The organism is Allobosea sp. NPDC055594 (assembly GCF_053618995.1).
In genome coordinates, this window is record NZ_JBSHIO010000009.1 from 1 (window position 1) to 16,806 (window position 16,806).

The 16,806-nt window shown below is 62.8% G+C and carries 17 protein-coding genes; 3 read left to right on the forward strand and 14 right to left on the reverse strand.

Going from position 1 to position 16,806, the window contains the following annotated elements; translation table 11 throughout:
- Window positions 1–137: 137 nt before the first annotated feature.
- The 13 genes from arsH to tcuA all read right to left on the reverse strand — a co-directional run bounded on the left by arsH (window position 138) and on the right by tcuA (window position 13,066).
- Complete coding sequence (arsH, locus tag ACWGRX_RS18215; RefSeq protein ID WP_452118687.1) at window positions 138–833, reverse strand: arsenical resistance protein ArsH; 696 nt, start codon at window positions 831–833, stop codon at window positions 138–140.
- Entirely contained in the window at window positions 830–2,011 is a 1,182-nt protein-coding gene (locus ACWGRX_RS18220; protein WP_452118688.1) for an MFS transporter, read from the reverse strand. Before ACWGRX_RS18220 ends, arsH begins: the two co-directional genes overlap by 4 nt.
- On the reverse strand, window positions 2,004–3,047 hold the full coding sequence (gene arsB, locus ACWGRX_RS18225; protein WP_452118689.1) for an ACR3 family arsenite efflux transporter: 1,044 nt from the start codon (window positions 3,045–3,047) through the stop codon (window positions 2,004–2,006). The genes ACWGRX_RS18220 and arsB overlap by 8 nt, the downstream gene beginning before the upstream one ends.
- Window position 3,048: 1 nt before the next feature.
- Window positions 3,049–3,873, reverse strand: a complete 825-nt coding sequence (gene arsC / locus ACWGRX_RS18230; protein ID WP_452118690.1) for an arsenate reductase (glutaredoxin) — start codon at window positions 3,871–3,873, stop codon at window positions 3,049–3,051.
- The gene (locus tag ACWGRX_RS18235; protein WP_452118691.1) at window positions 3,873–4,400 is read right to left on the reverse strand and encodes an arsenate reductase ArsC; all 528 of its coding nucleotides are present in this window, start codon (window positions 4,398–4,400) and stop codon (window positions 3,873–3,875) included. Before ACWGRX_RS18235 ends, arsC begins: the two co-directional genes overlap by 1 nt.
- Window positions 4,393–4,749: an ArsR/SmtB family transcription factor gene (locus ACWGRX_RS18240; protein WP_452118692.1), complete on the reverse strand. Its 357-nt coding sequence runs from the start codon at window positions 4,747–4,749 to the stop codon at window positions 4,393–4,395. Before ACWGRX_RS18240 ends, ACWGRX_RS18235 begins: the two co-directional genes overlap by 8 nt.
- Before the next feature lie 182 nt (window positions 4,750–4,931).
- Entirely contained in the window at window positions 4,932–6,908 is a 1,977-nt protein-coding gene (locus ACWGRX_RS18245) for a DUF927 domain-containing protein (protein ID WP_452118693.1), read from the reverse strand.
- Window positions 6,909–7,047: 139 nt separating this feature from the next.
- Window positions 7,048–7,740, reverse strand: a complete 693-nt coding sequence (locus ACWGRX_RS18250; RefSeq protein ID WP_452118694.1) for a hypothetical protein — start codon at window positions 7,738–7,740, stop codon at window positions 7,048–7,050.
- Window positions 7,741–7,861: 121 nt separating this feature from the next.
- Window positions 7,862–8,095, reverse strand: coding sequence for a helix-turn-helix domain-containing protein (locus tag ACWGRX_RS18255; protein ID WP_452118695.1), 234 nt, complete (start codon window positions 8,093–8,095; stop codon window positions 7,862–7,864).
- 53 nt (window positions 8,096–8,148) lie between these two features.
- Window positions 8,149–8,886 (reverse strand): hypothetical protein, encoded by a 738-nt coding sequence (locus ACWGRX_RS18260; protein ID WP_452118696.1) that lies wholly within the window; start codon window positions 8,884–8,886, stop codon window positions 8,149–8,151.
- Entirely contained in the window at window positions 8,867–10,075 is a 1,209-nt protein-coding gene (locus tag ACWGRX_RS18265) for a tyrosine-type recombinase/integrase (RefSeq protein WP_452118697.1), read from the reverse strand. Before ACWGRX_RS18265 ends, ACWGRX_RS18260 begins: the two co-directional genes overlap by 20 nt.
- A gap of 418 nt (window positions 10,076–10,493) precedes the next feature.
- Window positions 10,494–11,651 carry a tricarballylate utilization 4Fe-4S protein TcuB gene (gene tcuB / locus ACWGRX_RS18270; RefSeq protein WP_452118821.1) on the reverse strand — a complete coding sequence of 386 codons (1,158 nt, stop codon included), beginning with the start codon at window positions 11,649–11,651 and terminating at the stop codon, window positions 10,494–10,496.
- Between the two features lie 23 nt (window positions 11,652–11,674).
- Window positions 11,675–13,066 carry an FAD-dependent tricarballylate dehydrogenase TcuA gene (tcuA, locus tag ACWGRX_RS18275; RefSeq protein WP_452118698.1) on the reverse strand — a complete coding sequence of 464 codons (1,392 nt, stop codon included), beginning with the start codon at window positions 13,064–13,066 and terminating at the stop codon, window positions 11,675–11,677.
- 183 nt (window positions 13,067–13,249) lie between these two features.
- Between tcuA and ACWGRX_RS18280 the strand changes: the two genes are divergently transcribed.
- Window positions 13,250–13,921, forward strand: a complete 672-nt coding sequence (locus ACWGRX_RS18280; protein WP_452118699.1) for a GntR family transcriptional regulator — start codon at window positions 13,250–13,252, stop codon at window positions 13,919–13,921.
- Window positions 13,922–13,932: 11 nt separating this feature from the next.
- On the opposite strand, the gene ACWGRX_RS18285 is transcribed toward ACWGRX_RS18280, so the two are convergent.
- Window positions 13,933–14,790, reverse strand: a complete 858-nt coding sequence (locus ACWGRX_RS18285; RefSeq protein WP_452118700.1) for an oxidoreductase — start codon at window positions 14,788–14,790, stop codon at window positions 13,933–13,935.
- 411 nt (window positions 14,791–15,201) lie between these two features.
- Here ACWGRX_RS18285 and ACWGRX_RS18290 point away from each other — a divergent pair, with 411 nt between their 5' ends.
- Together ACWGRX_RS18290 and ACWGRX_RS18295 are read left to right on the forward strand one after the other, a co-directional pair.
- Window positions 15,202–16,209, forward strand: coding sequence for a Bug family tripartite tricarboxylate transporter substrate binding protein (locus ACWGRX_RS18290; RefSeq protein ID WP_452118701.1), 1,008 nt, complete (start codon window positions 15,202–15,204; stop codon window positions 16,207–16,209).
- Window positions 16,210–16,264: 55 nt separating this feature from the next.
- Window positions 16,265–16,804 carry a tripartite tricarboxylate transporter TctB family protein gene (locus ACWGRX_RS18295; protein ID WP_452118702.1) on the forward strand — a complete coding sequence of 180 codons (540 nt, stop codon included), beginning with the start codon at window positions 16,265–16,267 and terminating at the stop codon, window positions 16,802–16,804.
- The last annotated feature ends 2 nt before the right edge of the window (window positions 16,805–16,806 follow it).

Genomic DNA, 16,806 nt, shown 5'->3' on the forward strand with positions numbered 1-16,806 from the left:
GGAAACGACCCCGAAATCCTCGGATGCAGCGCCTCACAGGCGAAATCTCAGCGATGACCGTGCCGCAGCGCCCTGCCGCGAGAGCGGCTTAGTCCCCTGGCGCAGCCGTCGTGTTTCCCATGCGGCATCTGTTCGGACTACAGCGACGTCACGGGCGCCTTGGCCGTCGTCTTCCGCTCACTATACCGCGTCGTCAGATAGTCCGAGCGGTCACGGGTCAGCAGCGTGAAGCGGACGAGTTCCTCCATCACGTCGACGACCCGATCGTAGTACGCTGAGGGCTTCATGCGCCCTGCCTCGTCGAACTCCTGATAGGCCTTGGCGACTAAGGACTGGTTTGGGATCGTCAGCATCCGCATCCAGCGTCCCAGCACGCGCAGCGCATTGACGGCATTGAACGACTGCGACCCGCCCGAGACCTGCATGAGGGCCAGCGTTCGCCCTTGCGTCGGACGGACAGAGCCCAGCTCTAGCGGGATCCAGTCGATCTGGCTCTTGAAGACGCCGGTGATCGTGCCGTGACGCTCCGGGCTGCACCAGACCTGGCCCTCGGACCACAAGGCGAGTTGCCGGAGTTCCTTCACTTTGGGATGATCCACCGGCGCGCTGTCCGGCATCGGCAGACCGGCGGGATCGAAGACCCGCGTTTCGGCGCCGAGATGCTGGAGGACGCGTTCGGCCTCCAGCGTCAGCAGCCGGCTGTAGGAGCGCGCTCGAAGCGATCCGTAGAGCAGGAGGATGCGCGGCGGGTGCGAGGCACGCTCCGTTGGCTCCAGCCGGCCGAGATCCGGTGCGACGAGGCGATCGAGATCGACGTTGGGGAGATCGGTCATGCGAGGTCGGGCTTTCTGCGCAGCGTGACCGCGACCAGCGCCGCGACGACGGCGACGTCGAGCGTGGCGAGGATCGCGAGGATGGATTGGCTGAGGTTCACGCCGCCGCGCTCGAACATGACGCCGGCGGCGAAAGGGGCGGCCGCGGAAGCAAGCAGGGCCGGGCGTGCGAGCCTGCCCATGACGGCGGCGTAATCGTCGCGTCCGAACAGGGCGAGCGGCACGGCCCCGCGGGCAATGGACCAGACACCGTTGCCGGCACCGTAGACGACGATTGCCAGTGCCAGGATCGGCAGGCCAGTCCAGATCAGGATCAGGCCGAGTGCGATGAGGAAGGCGCCGGACAGCAGTGTCCACAGTGCGTCGAACCGCTTGCCGACCGTCATCTCAACGATGCGGCCGCCGACCTGGGCCGGGCCGATCAGCATGCCGTAGCCGACCGCCACGGCCAGCGTCGCACCCGCGGCTTGGAGCAAAGTGATTAGTTGGACCGCCACCACCGACGAGACGAAGGCGCTTAGGGGCAAAGCGATGGTCAGCAGGACCAGCTGGAGACGACGGCGCCCGCCGACCGCTGCGGGCGCGATACCGGACCGGGCCGTGGTGATGTCGGCCACCTGCCTGCGCGGCAGGGTCGCCAGCAGGAGCGGCAAGGACACGAACAGCTGGATCCCGGCGTAGACGAAACAGGCCGAGCGCCATCCATATCTTTCAACGAGGACGGCTGATAGCGGCCAGCAGACCGTGCTCGCGAAGCCGCCGTAGAGGGTCAGGGTCGTGATCGCGCTCCGAGCGGACTGGCCATAGATGGTCCCGAGGGTAGCGAAAGCGGCGTCGTAGAGACCGGCGCCCATGCCCGCGCCGATGATGGCCCAACCGACGACGTAGACCACCAGATTAGGTGCAGCCCCGATGGTCGCCAACCCGATGGCGAGCAGGAGCGCAGATATCGCCAGAACGGTGCGGCCGCCGAGGTCGCCGACGGCCCGCCCGACCTTGGGCGAGACCGCGGCGGCCATGAGTTGGCCAGCGGATAGGCCGCCGGCCACCCATGCGAGCGGCCATCCGGTGTCGGCGACGACCGGCGCGTTCAGGACCGCCGGCAGGTAGGTCGACGAACCCCAGGCCAGGATCTGCGTGATCCCCAGCGCCCCGACGACGAGCCGCTGGTCAGACATCCGCCGGCACCCGCGCCCCGCGTTCATACCAGCCCTTCGAGCGGTTCACGATCCACACCACCGAGAGCATGACCGGCACCTCGATCAGTACGCCGACGACCGTGGCCAGAGCGGCGCCGGAGTTGAAGCCGAACAGGCTGATCGCGGCGGCGACGGCCAGCTCGAAGAAGTTCGAGGCCCCGATCAGCGCCGAGGGGCCCGCAACGCAATGCCGCTCGCCAGCGACGCGGTTCATCCAGTAGGCCAGCCCGGAATTGAAGTAGACCTGGATCAGGATCGGGACCGCCAGGATCGCGATGATCGAGGGCTGCGCGACGATCTGCTCGCCCTGGAAGCCGAAGAGCATCACGAGCGTGGCAAGCAGCGCCACGAGTGAGACCGGCGACAGCCGGTCGAGTAGGCGCTTCAGGGCCGGCTCGCCTCCCGAGGCCAGGAGCGACCTGCGAATGAGCTGCGACGCGATCACGGGCACCACGATGTAGAGGGCGACCGACAGCGTCAGCGTGCCCCAGGGCACCGTGATGGCGGACAGGCCGAGCAGAAGGCCGACGATCGGCGCGAAGGCGACTACCATGATGGCGTCGTTCAGGGCGACCTGGCTGAGCGTGAAGTGAGGCTCGCCCCTGATGAGGTTCGACCAGACGAAGACCATCGCCGTGCAGGGCGCCGCAGCCAGGATGATCAGTCCGGCGATGTAGGAATCGATCTGGTCGGTGGGCAGGCTCGGCCGGAACAGCCAGCCGATGAAGAGCCAGCCCAGCAGGGCCATGGAGAACGGTTTGATCGCCCAGTTCACGAACAGCGTGACGCTGATACCCCTCCAATGCCGGCCGACATGGCGCAGCGCGGCGAAGTCGATCTTGAGCAGCATCGGGACGATCATCAGCCAGATCAGGACCGCCATCGGCAGGTTGACCTTGGCGATCTCCATGGCGCCGACGAGTTGGAAGGCGGCCGGGAACAGATGCCCCATTGCGACGCCGGCGACGATGCACAGCGCGACCCAAAGGGTCAGGTAGCGTTCGAAGGTGGACATCTCAGAGGGCGATCCTGCGGGACAGGAGGGACGCCGAGGCCGGGCAGAGCTCCAGCGCCTGGCGCGTCGAGCGGATCGCCTCCGGGGCAGTCGCGCGGTCGGTATCGACGAAGCCGATGCCGCGGAAGAACTTGGCCGCGCCCTCGGTCAGGACGAAAGCGTGGCGCGCCCCGTCGTCGAAGGCCCGCGACATCAGCAGCTGCACCAGGTTCGGGCCGACGCCCTTCGCCGACCGCTCCGTCCGGCAGACGGACCGCAGCAGGGCGTCGCGGCCTTGGACCTCGTAGCCGCCGTAGCCGACGACAAGGCCGCCCAGCAGCTGGAACCGGAAGAACGTCTTGCCGGGCTCCTCAAGGTCGCCGGTCGGCAGGCTCGCGGCGGCGAGCGCGTCGCGCAAGTCGTCCGAGCTGCCGGGGATGCGGACGCTCTCCAGGAAGGGCTTGCCGTCGTCCTTGACGAAGTCCTCGCGCGGCCAGTCCTCCAGCAGGTCGAGCACGGTCTCGCTGGGCCGGCAGAGCTTGGCCCGCGTCGGCGTCAAGACCATCGGGCGGTTGATCAGGATCGGGTTCGCCACCATCGCGTCGAGCAGGGCTTCGTCGTCGACGGACGGGCGGTCGAGCCCCAGCTCCGCGAACGGGGTGCCCTTCTCGCGGATCATCTCGCGCACCGTCAGGCCCGACTGGTGGGACAACTCGCGGAGCCGCTCCTTGGTCGGCGGCTCGTCGAGATAGGGAACGACCATCGGGTCGATCCCCGCCCTACGGATCATGGCCAGCGCGTTGCGGGACGTCCCGCAGGCGGGATTGTGGTAGACGACGACGTCCATCACGCGACCTCTGGACCACGACCGGTCGTCCCTTCCAGCTCGCCGATGCCGCGGACCCGATGCGTAAGCGCCATCTGGTCTAGGCTCGCCATCGGAAGGGAGAGGAGCACGCCGATCCGGTTCCTCAGGTAGCGGAGCGCGGTCACGAAGGCGCGTTCGCGCTCGATGTCATTGCCCTGCACATGGGACGGGTCCTCGATGCCCCAGTGCGCCGTGATTGGCTGCCCGGGCCAATGCGGGCACGCCTCGCCGGCGGCCTGGTCGCAGACCGTGATGACGAGATCCATGACCGGGGCGTCTGGCTTCGCGAAGACGTCCCAGGTCTTCGACAACAGGCCATCGGTGGAGATGCCTTCGGCTTCGAGGACCTTGATCGCCATCGGCTTCGGCCCCCCGCCGCCCTCGCTGCCGGCGGAGAAGGCGCGGAAACGACCTTGGCCTAGATGGTTGAGCAACGCCTCGGCCATGATCGACCGAGCGGAATTGTGGGTGCAGAGGAATAGCACGTTGTAGATGCGATCAGGCATCGGTTGTGACCATCGGTGGGCAGTAGGGAACGAGTTCGTCGATGAGGGGCTGGCAGAGGGCGGCGCGACCGCCGCAGCAATCCTTCAGCAGGAAGGCAATGACAGCTCGGAAGCCGTCCAGGTCGGCGCGGTAGATGATCGAGCGGCTCCGGCGCTCGCCCGTGATGAGGCCTGCTCTAGCCAAGACCGCGAGATGGGCCGACATCGTGTTCTGGGGCACCTCGATCAGCCGTGCGAGCTCGCCGGCGGGGACGCCTTCCGGTTCACGGTTGACCAGCAGCTTGAACGTGTCGAGCCGGGTCGGCTGCGCTAGGGCGGCCATAGCGGAGATGACTTTAGAATTATCCATATATCCAAGTTAACGGATGCAATGCCTTAATGCAAGCGAATGGCTGCCTACCTGAAGAAGCTGTCAGCAACCCAAGGCGAACGTCCGCTTATCGGCGAATATGCCAACGTCGTCTCATGGCGCGGGGCTGCAGCGACGGCAGCTCCGGTCAGATGACGGCATCATAACCCCGATCGGAAATGTCAATCCGCCAGGGCTTTCAACCGGTCGCATTTAACCTGAATCAGGTCCATCGGTTGCTTGTGTGCCCCAACAAGGTGGCGGACGGATTTGCGGGTCGCCCCCTTGCCGCTTCTCGTGCAGCCGATCGCTCCAGCCCGTTCAAGATCGCGCCGCAGGCGCTTGCCCTCCCTGCTACCCCCGACCAAAGCGTCGAACTTGGTGAGCGTTAGGAGAACTTCGCCCGATGCCCCTGAGAATGCGCCGATCTTGGTTACCTCCGCGAGCGACAGATCAGGCGTTAGCATCGGCAGCTTGCTGGCTTCTTCGCCTATAAACTGCTTTAGCGCCAGGAGCGGGGAATGCGGTCGTTGCAGCGCCGCGGAGGGTTCCGCTTGGCGCTGAAGATAGTTCACACAGCAGGAGAGCACAGCGGTACCGATTTCGGAGTGTGTTAGGGGCAGCACGCCCGCGTGCCGCGCCAACGTTCCGGCGGTGAAGACCCGTGCGAAAGAGCGGATAACGCGGTCAAACCCCTCGGTCCCCCGCAGCCGCTTATCCTTCTGCAAATTGGTGATGAACTGCGTCTCATACGTCTCGACTTTTTGGGCAAGTTCCTCATGATTCGCAGCACGACGGTCGAGCAGCCATTTCACGAAACGGCGGCCGGCAACACCGTGATTTTCCGCGGCGATATTGGAGAGATGGCAGATCAGCGCGCCCAAGTTTTCAAAGCCATGGAGCGTGTCAAAGACTCCGCTTGGACGATCCGGAACGCCGATATCGATCATGCGATCATAGTCTTGCCGCTCGAACGGTTGCGGCAGATGGGCAGAAAGCTCCCGGACTGAGTGGTTCGATGTCAGTAGAACTGGAACCTGGAAATTGAGAGGGCCATCAACTTCAGTGAGGCGCTGTTTCGAGATGCCATCCTCGAACTTGTATATCATAGCTTTGATACTGGCGGCCGTGTTCCGCAGATCCTTTCCGCCTTGCAGCGCGGTTTCATCCAAGAAGGCAAATGTGTGCCTCCGGCTTGCAAGGGCGTGCTCCAAAGCGTTTACAGTACGATTTAGGGAGAGGCCGAATCCGAGCCGCGTGGCGCCGCTGGTTGCATCGCTCCAGCCATAAGCCGAACTCACAATGCTGCTGAGAGCCGTCTTTCCAGAGCCAGCGCGGCCATAGAGCATGTACGACGAGTTTACGTGTCCCATAAGCGCGTTGACCGGACCGACAAAACCAAGGCTCAAAAGGAAAAGAAAAATCTGATTGCCGCGAGCGCGTTCGGCAATTTGCTGCCATCCCTCGAGCGTGCCGAAGACCTTGAACTGCTGCGTCAACCGGCTGGGCACGCGCGAGTCTAAGGAGACATATGCCGCGGCAGCGCCTTTCCTCTTTACGATATCGGATCCAAAAACAAAATGCTCGGCGCCAGCATCAAGCCCGGCAGCTGAGATCACCTTAAAGGTCGGCTTTTGTTTCGAAACCTCCTCACAGCCCGCAATGAAGCTGTTCTGGCTTGCGCGGGTCAGCATACCGGCCCCGAGGCGATTCAATGACTGAATCCCGCGGGTCGCAATATCCTCGAGCGCAAACACCAGAGGTTCTTTGGCCCCTGTGGAGACGGCAAGATAGCGCCGGCCCGAATTGTCGAGCCCAGAGGCATATGGCTGAAAGGCTTTAGTATCGGAATTGTTAGAGTTGGAGGGAGAATGAGATAGCTTTTTGTGATCGAGATTTTGTTTTTCAGGAGCGATTTTTGAAGACGATGGACGACGGCCTCTTAATAAGATTGATGTAACACTACTTTCGGCGCGCGGGTGCGTCGATGTTCCGTACTTCTGAGGCATGTTGCTCATTGATAATTTTGTGTTTCTTGTGTTCTTGGGGGCGGCATTGAGCTTTTGTGGGACATTTGAGTCTCCTGCTTTTGGCATTGTGTTTCCTGTGTCGATCGTTGAGTGCGTTGTTTCCGAGCTTTTGCGGTCTTCCTGTCGCATCTGGATTTCGGCTGATTGGCGGGGAGACTTTTTAGTCGAGACGGAGCGCTCGCCCTGAGGGCGACGACAGTCGCTATGAGAGTGGGCAGTTGTGGACGTCGAGGGGGGGACTGCTCAGTGCCCTACCGGGCGGCCGGCCTCAGCTGATATCCGCCGCAACGGGCTTTCTCGGAGTAGGCTTCAAAGAACCCCCGGCCCAGCGAAGTCCGTAGAGGAACAGAAGACCTTCAGGCTTTTGTTTGTCGTACCATTGCAGAACCTCCAATAAGACGGATCTGGGAAGCGGATAAGATCGAGCCTTGTTGGCTCCGGACTGCCCGGGTCGATGGTAGAGCGGGAACTTGATGGAATAGGAAAGCTGATGTAACGGATTGCCCAGTCTCCGGTCGTCCATGGCACGGGGCACTTTGGCTTTTCTCAGCTTTTTGCGAAGCTTCTTTCGCGGCGCCGCTGAAGCACCGCCCACACCCAGATGAGCATGCAGGACGTATGCTCGATCGGCAGCGAGATAGGCGATCTCGATCCCGCCAAAGACAATGGCGGATCCAATATCCGATCGCGCCAGCATCATTCTCAGTCGCTGACTCTCGCGTTTGAGATCGCAATGGCCCAACTCTCCTGTCGGGAAACGGGCGAGGTAAAGAGTGACGAACCTGCGCTCCTCATCAGGGTAGTTGGAAAGGAGCGCAACGGCTTGAGGTAAGACGGTCTCCCGGAAACGGCCGGTACACTCAGCACAGTAGCATCTCTGGCATTTTTTATCGGCCTTACACCCGGCCACCGCAGCCACGTGGGGCTCGTATGCCGTTCCGTAGCGACGCCAACGCTGCATGTTGGCCTCGTTCTGCTCGCGGCACTCCGATCTCGAGCGCAATCGGAATTCCGGACGCTCGCGCGGGGAAGGCGGCATCGGTGCGTCCTGATCGGGGAGATTTCGTTTGCGCGGAGACATGTCAGAGCCCCCGCGGGCCGACGGGCAACTTGTCCAAGAAGCGCTGTAGATCGGCGGCCAGGACCAACGTGCGATGCCCGCATTTGCGGGGCACGATCTCGCCTGCCTGGATCAGCCGATAGATAGTTGCGCGGCTAAGCCCACACGCCTTCGCAGCTTCACAAATGGAATAAGCCAACCGGGTTGGGCCCAATTGGCAAGAGGGAGGCAAGGGCGTTGTGGTTGCGGCGGACATACGCCCAAGATGCCCTCCGAGCGAACGTTACGCCACAATGTTCGATCCGGAAATTATTTACGCCGATGCATTTTGGCGTTCTTCAGTTCGCATTCTTGATAAATTCTTCTTACTCTTTCTATGATTTCTCCTTTTTTTAGATCTTTTATTGGATCATTACGTAAATCATCTTCTTCTATCCAATCAGATATATTCCGCGCAATGGATTCGATGCCGAATGAAGACGCGCTAGGCTGCATAGCAATTAAGAATAAATCGTAGAATCTATCGTCGAAAACACGTGCCCGCCGGCCAGCTTTTGCACGATTTGCGGGCAGGGGCATGGTTGCGCGCAAAAATTGAGCCTCTTTCTTCTTTACCTGGACTGGGAATGAGTGAGAATTGAATTCCGAATAATTCAAAAGAAGATCATAGATATGATCTTTTTCGATTACAATAGATTGTGGATTAGGATAGCGGATTCTGAAAAAATCTACAAGACTAGGAAATGTAGAATGAATATCTTCTCGCGTGTATTGTCGATTAAATTCAATCGATCTTAAACCTGAAATGTCACTACTAGCTATATCTGATAGTTTTAAAGTGAACTGAGTTCTCTGATTATTACGCGATTTTGCGTATTTTCCTGCGATAAAATGAGGGTCTACTCGAAATCGAAATCCAAATTTTCCATAAGTACTGAGGTATAGGCGCGGCTTTCCGTCGCTGATACGAGATAGAAGATTCTGATAACCCGCCGGGCTGAGCAAAGAAACAAGGCGGGCGAGTGATTCATATCCCTGTAACACCATCTCGTGCCTCCTGGTCTGAGAAGCAGTAGGCCTGCCAAGCACCCATCATGTCGCGTCGGCGTTCAAACATGTCGCCGCGGCGGTAGGCAGCCTCGACTTTGTTCGAGATCGTGTGCGCCAGCGCCATTTCCGCCATCTCTTGAGGGAACTCAGTTTGCTCGGCGACCCAGTCGCGAAACGTCGAGCGGAAGCCATGCGGCGTGATGTCGGTCCGCTTCCAGCGCTTGAGAAGCGCGAGCATCGCGATGTTCGACATCGCCCGATCAGATTTTCCGGAATTGAATAGCGGAATATGGCCCGCTTTCGGCTCGCCAAGAAGTGCCAGAGCCTGCGGGCCAAGCGGGACTCTGTGCTCCCGTGAGGCTTTCATGCGATCTGCAGGTATTGTCCAGGTTGATTTGGACGCATCGATCTCACCCCAACTAGCGCCAATCACTTCGCCGGTGCGGGCGGCGGTGAGAATTATGAAGAGAAGCGCGCGTGCCGCAGTCGCATCCGACGCCAGTAGACGCTTCACGAATGACGGCAACTCAGCGTAGGGCAAGGCCGGGTGATGCCTGACCTTGCGCACTTTCGTTCGCACCGGCAGCAGCGCTTCCAGATGGCCGCGCCAACGGGCGGGGTTTTCGCCGCTGCGATAGCCGCGCACGGTTGCCCAATCGAGGATCGCTTCAACGCGTCCGCGAAGCCGGCTGGCCGTTTCAGTCTTGGTCGGCCAGAGTGGCTCCAGCACCTGCATGACGAGACCGACATCGACCAAGTCGACCGGCTTGTCTCCGAATACCGGCTCCGCATAGGTTTGGAGCGTATTGGTCCATTGCGCGCGATGTTTTGGGTTCTTCCAGCTGTGCTCGTGAGCTGCAATGTAAGATCGGCTGCAGGCCGCAAATGTCGGCTGGGACGATGCCCCAGGATTCCGTGCCGCTTTCCGCTCTTCGATCGGATCCTTGCCGGCCAGAAGTTCCTTCCGACACGCAAGAGCCGCCTGTCGCGCCTCGGCCAAGCTGATAGTATGCAGGGCGCCCAAGCCCATTGCCCGGGCCTTTCCCTGTCGCATAAAGCGAAACAGCCAGGACTTCGCCCCGGTCGGGCCGATCTGCAAGTAGAGCCCACCGCCATCCCCATAGACTCCGGGCTCCTTGAGATTCCTGATTCCAATCGATGTTAGGATTCCAATGCGCCTGGACATTGCGATGACACACAAAATGACCCACAAATGATTATGAGATGTAGCGCGCTGTCGTGAGACATGTCGAGACAAATCCGCTGGGAAACGCAGCAAATATTAAAGATCTGATCCAGGCTGAGATGTCAGGAGATGGCGGAGGCGGCCGCCCTGTCCGCCAAATCTCATGCAGATTATCGATTCTAAAGGAAATCAGGATCGCAAAACGCGATGAGCCTGATTTCAACGATACTCTTCCCCCATGAGGAGCCGTAGCCACGATTCTTGATCAGGCCGACCGCCTCGATCTTGAACTCACGCCCAAGCCGTCGCCGCATACCCCAGCTCCCGTTTCATGAAACACCTAATCGCGGTGTCCACGAAACCGGCAGCAGGCCATTCTCGCAGGCAAGCGGCAACCTGCGGCCAGCCCCGCCGAGCCCTACCTGTCGCCCGGGGCCAATTCGCGATGCCTTTCCTTGGCGGCCCGCACCAGCGCGAGGAAGCGGTAGATGCCGTGCACGAATTTGCCATAGGGCATGGTGACGAAGAGCGCGAAGACGACGCCGAGATGCAGGGCGAGCAGCAGCCCCATGGCAGGCGTGGCGCGCAGCACGAGCAGCGCGAGCCCGGTCAGGCTGGTCAGCAGCAGCATCAGCAGGAAGGCGACGTCCATGCCGACCGGCGTGCCCTGGCGCAGGCCGGGATCGCGGCGCCATTTCTCGCGCAGCAGCCCGATCGGGCCGATCACCATCCCGATGCCGCCGGCCGTGCCGAGCAGCACCGGCAGGTCGTACCAGGGATAGGGCGCCTGCATGCCCAGCAGATAATGGTAGAGCGTCGCCGTCGAGGTCGCGGCGAAGCAGAGCATGAAGCCATAGAAGGTCAGATGGTGATGGAGCCGGCGCCGGTCGCTCGGCCGCTCGTTTTCGTTCATGCAGCCCGCGCCCCCGCCATCGAGATGGCGCAGGCTGCCTGCGTCCTTCAACGCCTGCCAGAGCGAACCGGGATCGCGCAGCGTCGCCTCAGGCTCGCCGATATCGCGCCAGAAGGCGCGCACCCCCATGCCGATCGCGAAGACAGCGTAGAGCATGGCGAGGCCGAAGATCGCGACCATGGTGTTGTGCGGCATCAGCCGGTAGAAGGCGCCCGGCCCGACATGGACACCGAAAAGCACGGAAGGATCGGTCCAGGCGACGAAGCAAGCGATGAAGATCGTGACAGCTAGCGCCAACGCGATCGCGATGACGAGGCCGTTGCGCGCGAACAGCCCGGCGAACGCCCGCGGCCAAGCATATTGAGCGTAAGACTCGGTCCGGACCTGCGCCAGGGTCGCCGGAACATGCACCGCATATTCATGCGGCGGCGAGAACTGGCAGTCATGATAGCAGGCGCCGCAATTATGGCAGAGATTGGCGAGGTAGTTCAGGTCGCCATCCAAGAAGGAGCGCCGCATCTCCATCGCCGGGAAGACCGCGCACAGCCCTTCGCAATAGCGGCAGGAATTGCAGACGGTCATCAGCCGGTCGGCCTCGGCCAGCGCCGCGGTGGCATGGTGCTGGGTGGAGCCGGCGGTGCCGGCCGGGCCCGCGCCGACCATGTCGCGCAGGAAGGCGAAATCCGTCATGATAATGCGCTCCTGGCTGCTTCACGCCCGGCAATGCGGCCGAAGACGGCGCCAATGGTCATGCCGATGCCAGCGGCATAGCCTTCGCCGAGGACATTTCCGGCCATGATCTCGCCGGCGGCGAACATGTTGGGCGCGCCGCGGCCATCGGCCATCGTCATGCGCGCCTCCTGGTTCACCCGAACGCCGAGATAGGTGAAGGTGATGCCCGGCCGGACCGGATAGGCGTAGAACGGCGCCTTCTCGATCCGCCTCGCCCAATGCGTCTTCGGCGGCGCCAGTCCCTCGGTCCGGCAGTCGTCGAGGATGCGGTCGTCGAAGGTTCCGGGCTGCACTGCCGCATTGAAGCTCGTCACGGTGTGCACGAGCGCATCCGGATCGAGTTCGAGCCTTTCGGCGAGCTCGCGAATGCTCGGCGCGCTGATCGGCGGATAGAGCGACGGCATGAAGAGCTCGAGCGAGGAAGCGTCGAAGATGATGTAGGCGATCTGGTCGGGCTGGGCCGCGACGAGCCTGCCCCAGATCGCGTAGCGCTTCGGCCAGATATCCTCGCCCTCGTCATAGAAGCGCTCGGCCCGCCGGTTCACGACGATGCCGAAGACGACGCAATCGAGCCGGGTGATGATGCCGCCGTCATATTTCGGCGCGCGCGCGTCGATGGCGACGGCATGGCACTGGGTGGGATCGCCGACCTCCTGCACGCCCTTGTCGAGCAGGAGGCGCAGGATCGTGCCCTTGTTGTTGCGGGTGCCTCGGATCAGAAAATTCTCGGCCGCCTCGCCCCAATAGCGCTTCAGCCAGTCAATGTTGGATTCGAAGCCGCCGGCCGCCGCGACCAGCGCCCGCGCCGGCAATCGCTCGCCCGCGACCGTGACCGAGCGGAACCGGCAATCGTCGATCTCGATATCGGTGACCTCGGCCTCGTAGCGGATCTCGACGCCAAGATCCTCGGCGGTCCGATACAGCGCATTCAACATGGCCCGGCCGCCGCCCAGGAAGAAGGAATTGGTGCGCCCGAGCGAGAGCGTACCGCCAAGCGAGGGCTGCCAGCGCACCCCCTGCTCCTCGATCCAGCCCAGCATCGATTTCGATTCGCGGATCATGAAACGGGCGAGCGGCTCGTCGGTCTTGCCCTTGGTCACCCGCAGGAGATCGTCGAAGAATTCCTCCTCGCTATAGGGGCCGGAAAGGCTGGCAGTGGCCGCGTCATGGGCGCAGCGCATATTCCTGGTATGGCGCGTATTGCCGCCGCGCCAGAAGGCGTCCGCCGCTTCGAGCACCAGGACTCGCGCGCCCTCGCGCCGCGCCGAAATGGCCGCGCACAGCGCCGCATTGCCGCCGCCGACGACGATCACGTCATATTCTTCGTGCTGGCTCGCTGCTGTCATTGCCTTTGTCACGGCCTGGAGAGAACGCCATTGACGGCCGTTTCCCGCGGGCCGCGTCCATCTGCATATCTATGTATACATTGGAATGCAATTATGATCTGCGCTATCAGTGGCAGGCGCCTTGGCGCCAGCCGCCATGCGTGGAGGCGTGTGCGCCGTAATGGCGGCGACGGAAGGAAGCGGATGCCGATCAGGAACGATGATACCGGGTCGGAAAACCTGTCCCGGTCCGAATTTGCCTATACGAGGCTCATGGCGATGATCCGCTCCGGCGAGCTGCGAGGCGGCCAACGGCTGCGCGAGGTCGAACTTGCCGAGCAGCTCGGCGTCAGCCGTACCCCGGTGCGCGAAGCACTGCGCCGGATCGGCTCGGAGGGGCTCGCCCAGAATTCTCCCGGCCGCGGTCTCGTGGTCACCGAATACGACAAGCAGCAGGTGCGCGAGCTCTATGCCCTGCGCGCCGTGCTGGAAGGCGCCGCCGCGGGGCTCGCCACCCGTCACGCCTCCCCGGCCGAGATCGCGCTGATGCACGAGATCCTGGAACGCAGCGTCGCGGCGCTGGAGGCGCCCGGGGAGATGATGCGCATGAATGCGCGCTTCCACAGCGCCATCCACGAAGCCGCCCATAACCGCTATCTCGCCCAGGCGCTCGCCCAGATGTCCGACGCGCTGGCGCTGCTGCCCGGGACCACCTTCGCCGCGCCGAACCGGGCCCGCGAAGCGTATGACGAGCACCTCGCCATTTTGCGGGCCCTGGAGCGGCGCGCCCCGGACGAGGCCGAGGCGCTGGCGCGGCGCCACATCGAACTGGCCGGCGCCACGCGCCTGCGCATGATGTTCGGCATCGAGAGCTGATGATCCGGGCCTTACTCCGCGGCCAGTTGCACGAAGGCGGTTGCCGCCGAACGCTCGCGCCAGCGCGCGATATCGGCAGCCACCTTCGCCAGCTTGGTCTCGACCTGGGCCATGGCGACCTCGCCGAGCACGAGCCGCAGCGGCGGCTCCGGGGCGGTGACGGCATCGACGATCAGTTCCGCCGCACGCTCCGGATCGCCCGGCTGCTTGCCGTCGGAGGCCAGGAGATTGCGCCTGAACTCCGCCAGGCTTTGATCATAGGGCGGCTGCGGCGCCGCCATCTGCAACCCCTTGCTGCGGAAAGCGGTGCGAAACGGACCGGGCGCGACCAGCGTCACCCCGATGCCGAACGGCGCGAGCTCCGGAGCCAGCGATTCCGAAAATCCCTCCACGGCGAACTTGACTGCGGCATAGAAGCTGAAGCCAGCCGCGCCGACATGGCCGAGCATCGACGAGACGTTGACGATATGGCCGCGCCCGCGCTCGCGCATTGCGGGCAGGAAGGCGCGCACCATGCGATGCACGCCGAAGACATTGGTCTCGAACGCCGCCAGCGCCTGCTCGTCCGAGATCTCCTCGGTAGCCCCGACCAGCCCGTAACCGGCATTGTTGACGAGGACATCGACCCCGCCGCGCCAGCCGAGTGCCGCGTCCCGCGCCCGCTCGATCGTCTCCGGCCGCGTCACATCGAGGTCGAGCGCGAGCAGACGCCCACTGTTGGCCGGATCGAGATCCGCCAGGGTCGCCCGGTCACGCGCCGTCGCGACAACCGCTTCACCCCGTGCCAGCAGGGCACGCGCCAATGCGCGCCCGATTCCGGTCGAGCACCCCGTGATCAACCAGACATTCCCACTGCTCGCGACCGGCATCGCCGCCTCCTTGTTTCTATGTCGGATATCATCCGATAATATAAAAACATGACACCATCAATGCGGCGACAACGCGCCGTGGGACCACATAAGAACCTCTAAAAATATTATATATTCTTATATATATCAATATATTACACGCATATTCAGGCGATAAAACCCACGCCCGGCACCGCAAAAAACAGACCAAATCAATTTTCACGATGAGAGTTGACAATCCCAACCTGAGAAAATTACGGTCGCGGCGTTGCCTGCTGAGATGAAAAGGCGGCCGCAACCGCGGGGGATCCCTCGCAACACGATGCGGCCATTTCGGATGGGCGAATGAAGGCGGCCCGGTGGCAGATGCATGCCGGCTTACAAAAAGGGGCGCTCAGCCCCGACAAACCGCGAAGCGCATGGGAGGATATGATGAGGACGTGGCATTTTCTGCGTGGTTCGGTAGCGGCGCTCGGCCTGTTGGCGGTGTCGAATGGCGCCAGCGCCCAGAACTACCCGACGAAGCCGATCGATCTGTCGGTCTGGGCCGCAGCCGGCGGCGGCACCGACGCCACCAACCGCTTCCTCGCCCAGGCGATGGAGAAGGCGCTTGGCGGCAAGATCAACGTTTCCAACCGGACCGGCGGCGGCGGCGGCGTAGCCATGACCCATGTCTGGAACCAGCCCCGTGACGGCTACACCTGGCTCGGCGCCTCGGAAGCCATGCAGATCGTCAAGGTGATGGAGTTCCACAAGACTGGAACCGCCGACTGGCGCTGGTACATGGTCGCGGGTGCGCCGGGCGTGATCTCCGTGCGGGCGGAATCCCCCTACAAGACCCTCGACGATCTGATTGCCGCCGCGCAGAAATCGCCGAAATCCGTCAAGGTCGGCCACTGCCCCATCGGCTGCGTCTGGCACATGCGGGCACTCGCGCTCGGCCAGGCCTCGAAAACCGAGTTCAACTACATTCCCTATGACGGCTCCAGCCCGGCCCATGTCGCCGCCCTGACCGGCGAGGCGGATGCCGTCGTCTCGGGCGTCGCTGAGCAGACCGAATTTATCCGCGCCGGCAAGCTGCGCCCGCTGGCGATGATCGAGATGAAGCCGTTCGAGTTCCCGAAGGTCGGGACGATCCCGGCCGCCGGCGTCAAATATCCCGACATCCAGAAGATTCCGGCCCGCCAGTGGCTCGGCATGGCCATCCCCAAGGACACGCCCAAGCCGATCATCGCCAAGATCGACGCGGCCTTCGTCAAGGCGATGGAAGACCCGAAGGTCAAGTCCCTCGCTTCGGAGCGCATGTTCGTCCTCTCCGGCGAGTATGGAGACGAGGCTGAGAAGAGCCTCCAGGCCATGGAAAACGCGATGAGCTGGAAGCTGTTCGAGCTGGGTGTGGCGAAGACCTCGCCGGACAAGCTCGGCATCGCCAAGCCCTAAGCCGTCGAGGCGGGGCGCTCCGGCGTCCCGCCCGCCGCCCCGTCAGGAACCCGCCATGCTGCCTCGAAAATCCCTCCGTCGCGCCGATGTCGCCATGTCGACCGGCATGATCCTGCTCGGTGCGAGCGTCATCTATGCCGCGTCCGGCATGCCCTGGCAGAGCACGCTGACCGGCGGCTCGGCTCAATGGTATCTCTCGCCAGGCCTGTTCCCCGCCGTGGTCGGCGCCCTGCTGATCGCCTTCAGCCTGCGCGTGCTCATTATCGCGATCAAGGAGGGCGGCACCGAAGAGCTTGTCCCCGCGACAATCGCCTGGCTGCGCGGCATCGGCGGCAATCACCGGCTGCACAGAGCCGCGCTCGCCGTGGGATTGATGGCGGCCTACATCTTCCTCGGCATTGGCCGGGTGCCGTTCCTGGCGGCAAGCGGCATCTTCCTGTTCGTCGCGATCGCGCTGTTCTGGTGGCGCGATGCCGAGGGCGGGCTGCTGCGTACAGCGCTGATCACAGCCGCGATCGCAATCGGCGTTCCCCTGCTCCTGTCGACGCTTTTCACCACATTCCTCTACGTCCCGATGCCCCAACCGGCCGGCTGAGG

Bases quoted from the DNA above. Each gene is read 5' to 3' on its own strand.
- ACWGRX_RS18235 (WP_452118691.1), bottom strand. From the start codon at position 4,400: ATGCCTGATCGCATCTACAACGTGCTATTCCTCTGCACCCACAATTCC.
- tcuA (WP_452118698.1), bottom strand. From the start codon at position 13,066: ATGACAGCAGCGAGCCAGCACGAAGAATATGACGTGATCGTCGTCGGC.
- ACWGRX_RS18240 (WP_452118692.1), bottom strand. From the start codon at position 4,749: ATGGATAATTCTAAAGTCATCTCCGCTATGGCCGCCCTAGCGCAGCCG.
- arsB (WP_452118689.1), bottom strand. From the start codon at position 3,047: ATGTCCACCTTCGAACGCTACCTGACCCTTTGGGTCGCGCTGTGCATC.
- ACWGRX_RS18280 (WP_452118699.1), top strand. From the start codon at position 13,250: ATGCCGATCAGGAACGATGATACCGGGTCGGAAAACCTGTCCCGGTCC.
- tcuB (WP_452118821.1), bottom strand. From the start codon at position 11,651: ATGGTCGGCGCGGGCCCGGCCGGCACCGCCGGCTCCACCCAGCACCAT.
- ACWGRX_RS18285 (WP_452118700.1), bottom strand. From the start codon at position 14,790: ATGCCGGTCGCGAGCAGTGGGAATGTCTGGTTGATCACGGGGTGCTCG.
- arsC (WP_452118690.1), bottom strand. From the start codon at position 3,873: ATGGACGTCGTCGTCTACCACAATCCCGCCTGCGGGACGTCCCGCAAC.
- ACWGRX_RS18265 (WP_452118697.1), bottom strand. From the start codon at position 10,075: ATGTCCAGGCGCATTGGAATCCTAACATCGATTGGAATCAGGAATCTC.
- ACWGRX_RS18220 (WP_452118688.1), bottom strand. From the start codon at position 2,011: ATGTCTGACCAGCGGCTCGTCGTCGGGGCGCTGGGGATCACGCAGATC.
- arsH (WP_452118687.1), bottom strand. From the start codon at position 833: ATGACCGATCTCCCCAACGTCGATCTCGATCGCCTCGTCGCACCGGAT.
- ACWGRX_RS18260 (WP_452118696.1), bottom strand. From the start codon at position 8,886: ATGGTGTTACAGGGATATGAATCACTCGCCCGCCTTGTTTCTTTGCTC.
- ACWGRX_RS18250 (WP_452118694.1), bottom strand. From the start codon at position 7,740: ATGCAGCGTTGGCGTCGCTACGGAACGGCATACGAGCCCCACGTGGCT.
- ACWGRX_RS18245 (WP_452118693.1), bottom strand. From the start codon at position 6,908: ATGCGACAGGAAGACCGCAAAAGCTCGGAAACAACGCACTCAACGATC.
- ACWGRX_RS18295 (WP_452118702.1), top strand. From the start codon at position 16,265: ATGCTGCCTCGAAAATCCCTCCGTCGCGCCGATGTCGCCATGTCGACC.
- ACWGRX_RS18290 (WP_452118701.1), top strand. From the start codon at position 15,202: ATGAGGACGTGGCATTTTCTGCGTGGTTCGGTAGCGGCGCTCGGCCTG.
- ACWGRX_RS18255 (WP_452118695.1), bottom strand. From the start codon at position 8,095: ATGTCCGCCGCAACCACAACGCCCTTGCCTCCCTCTTGCCAATTGGGC.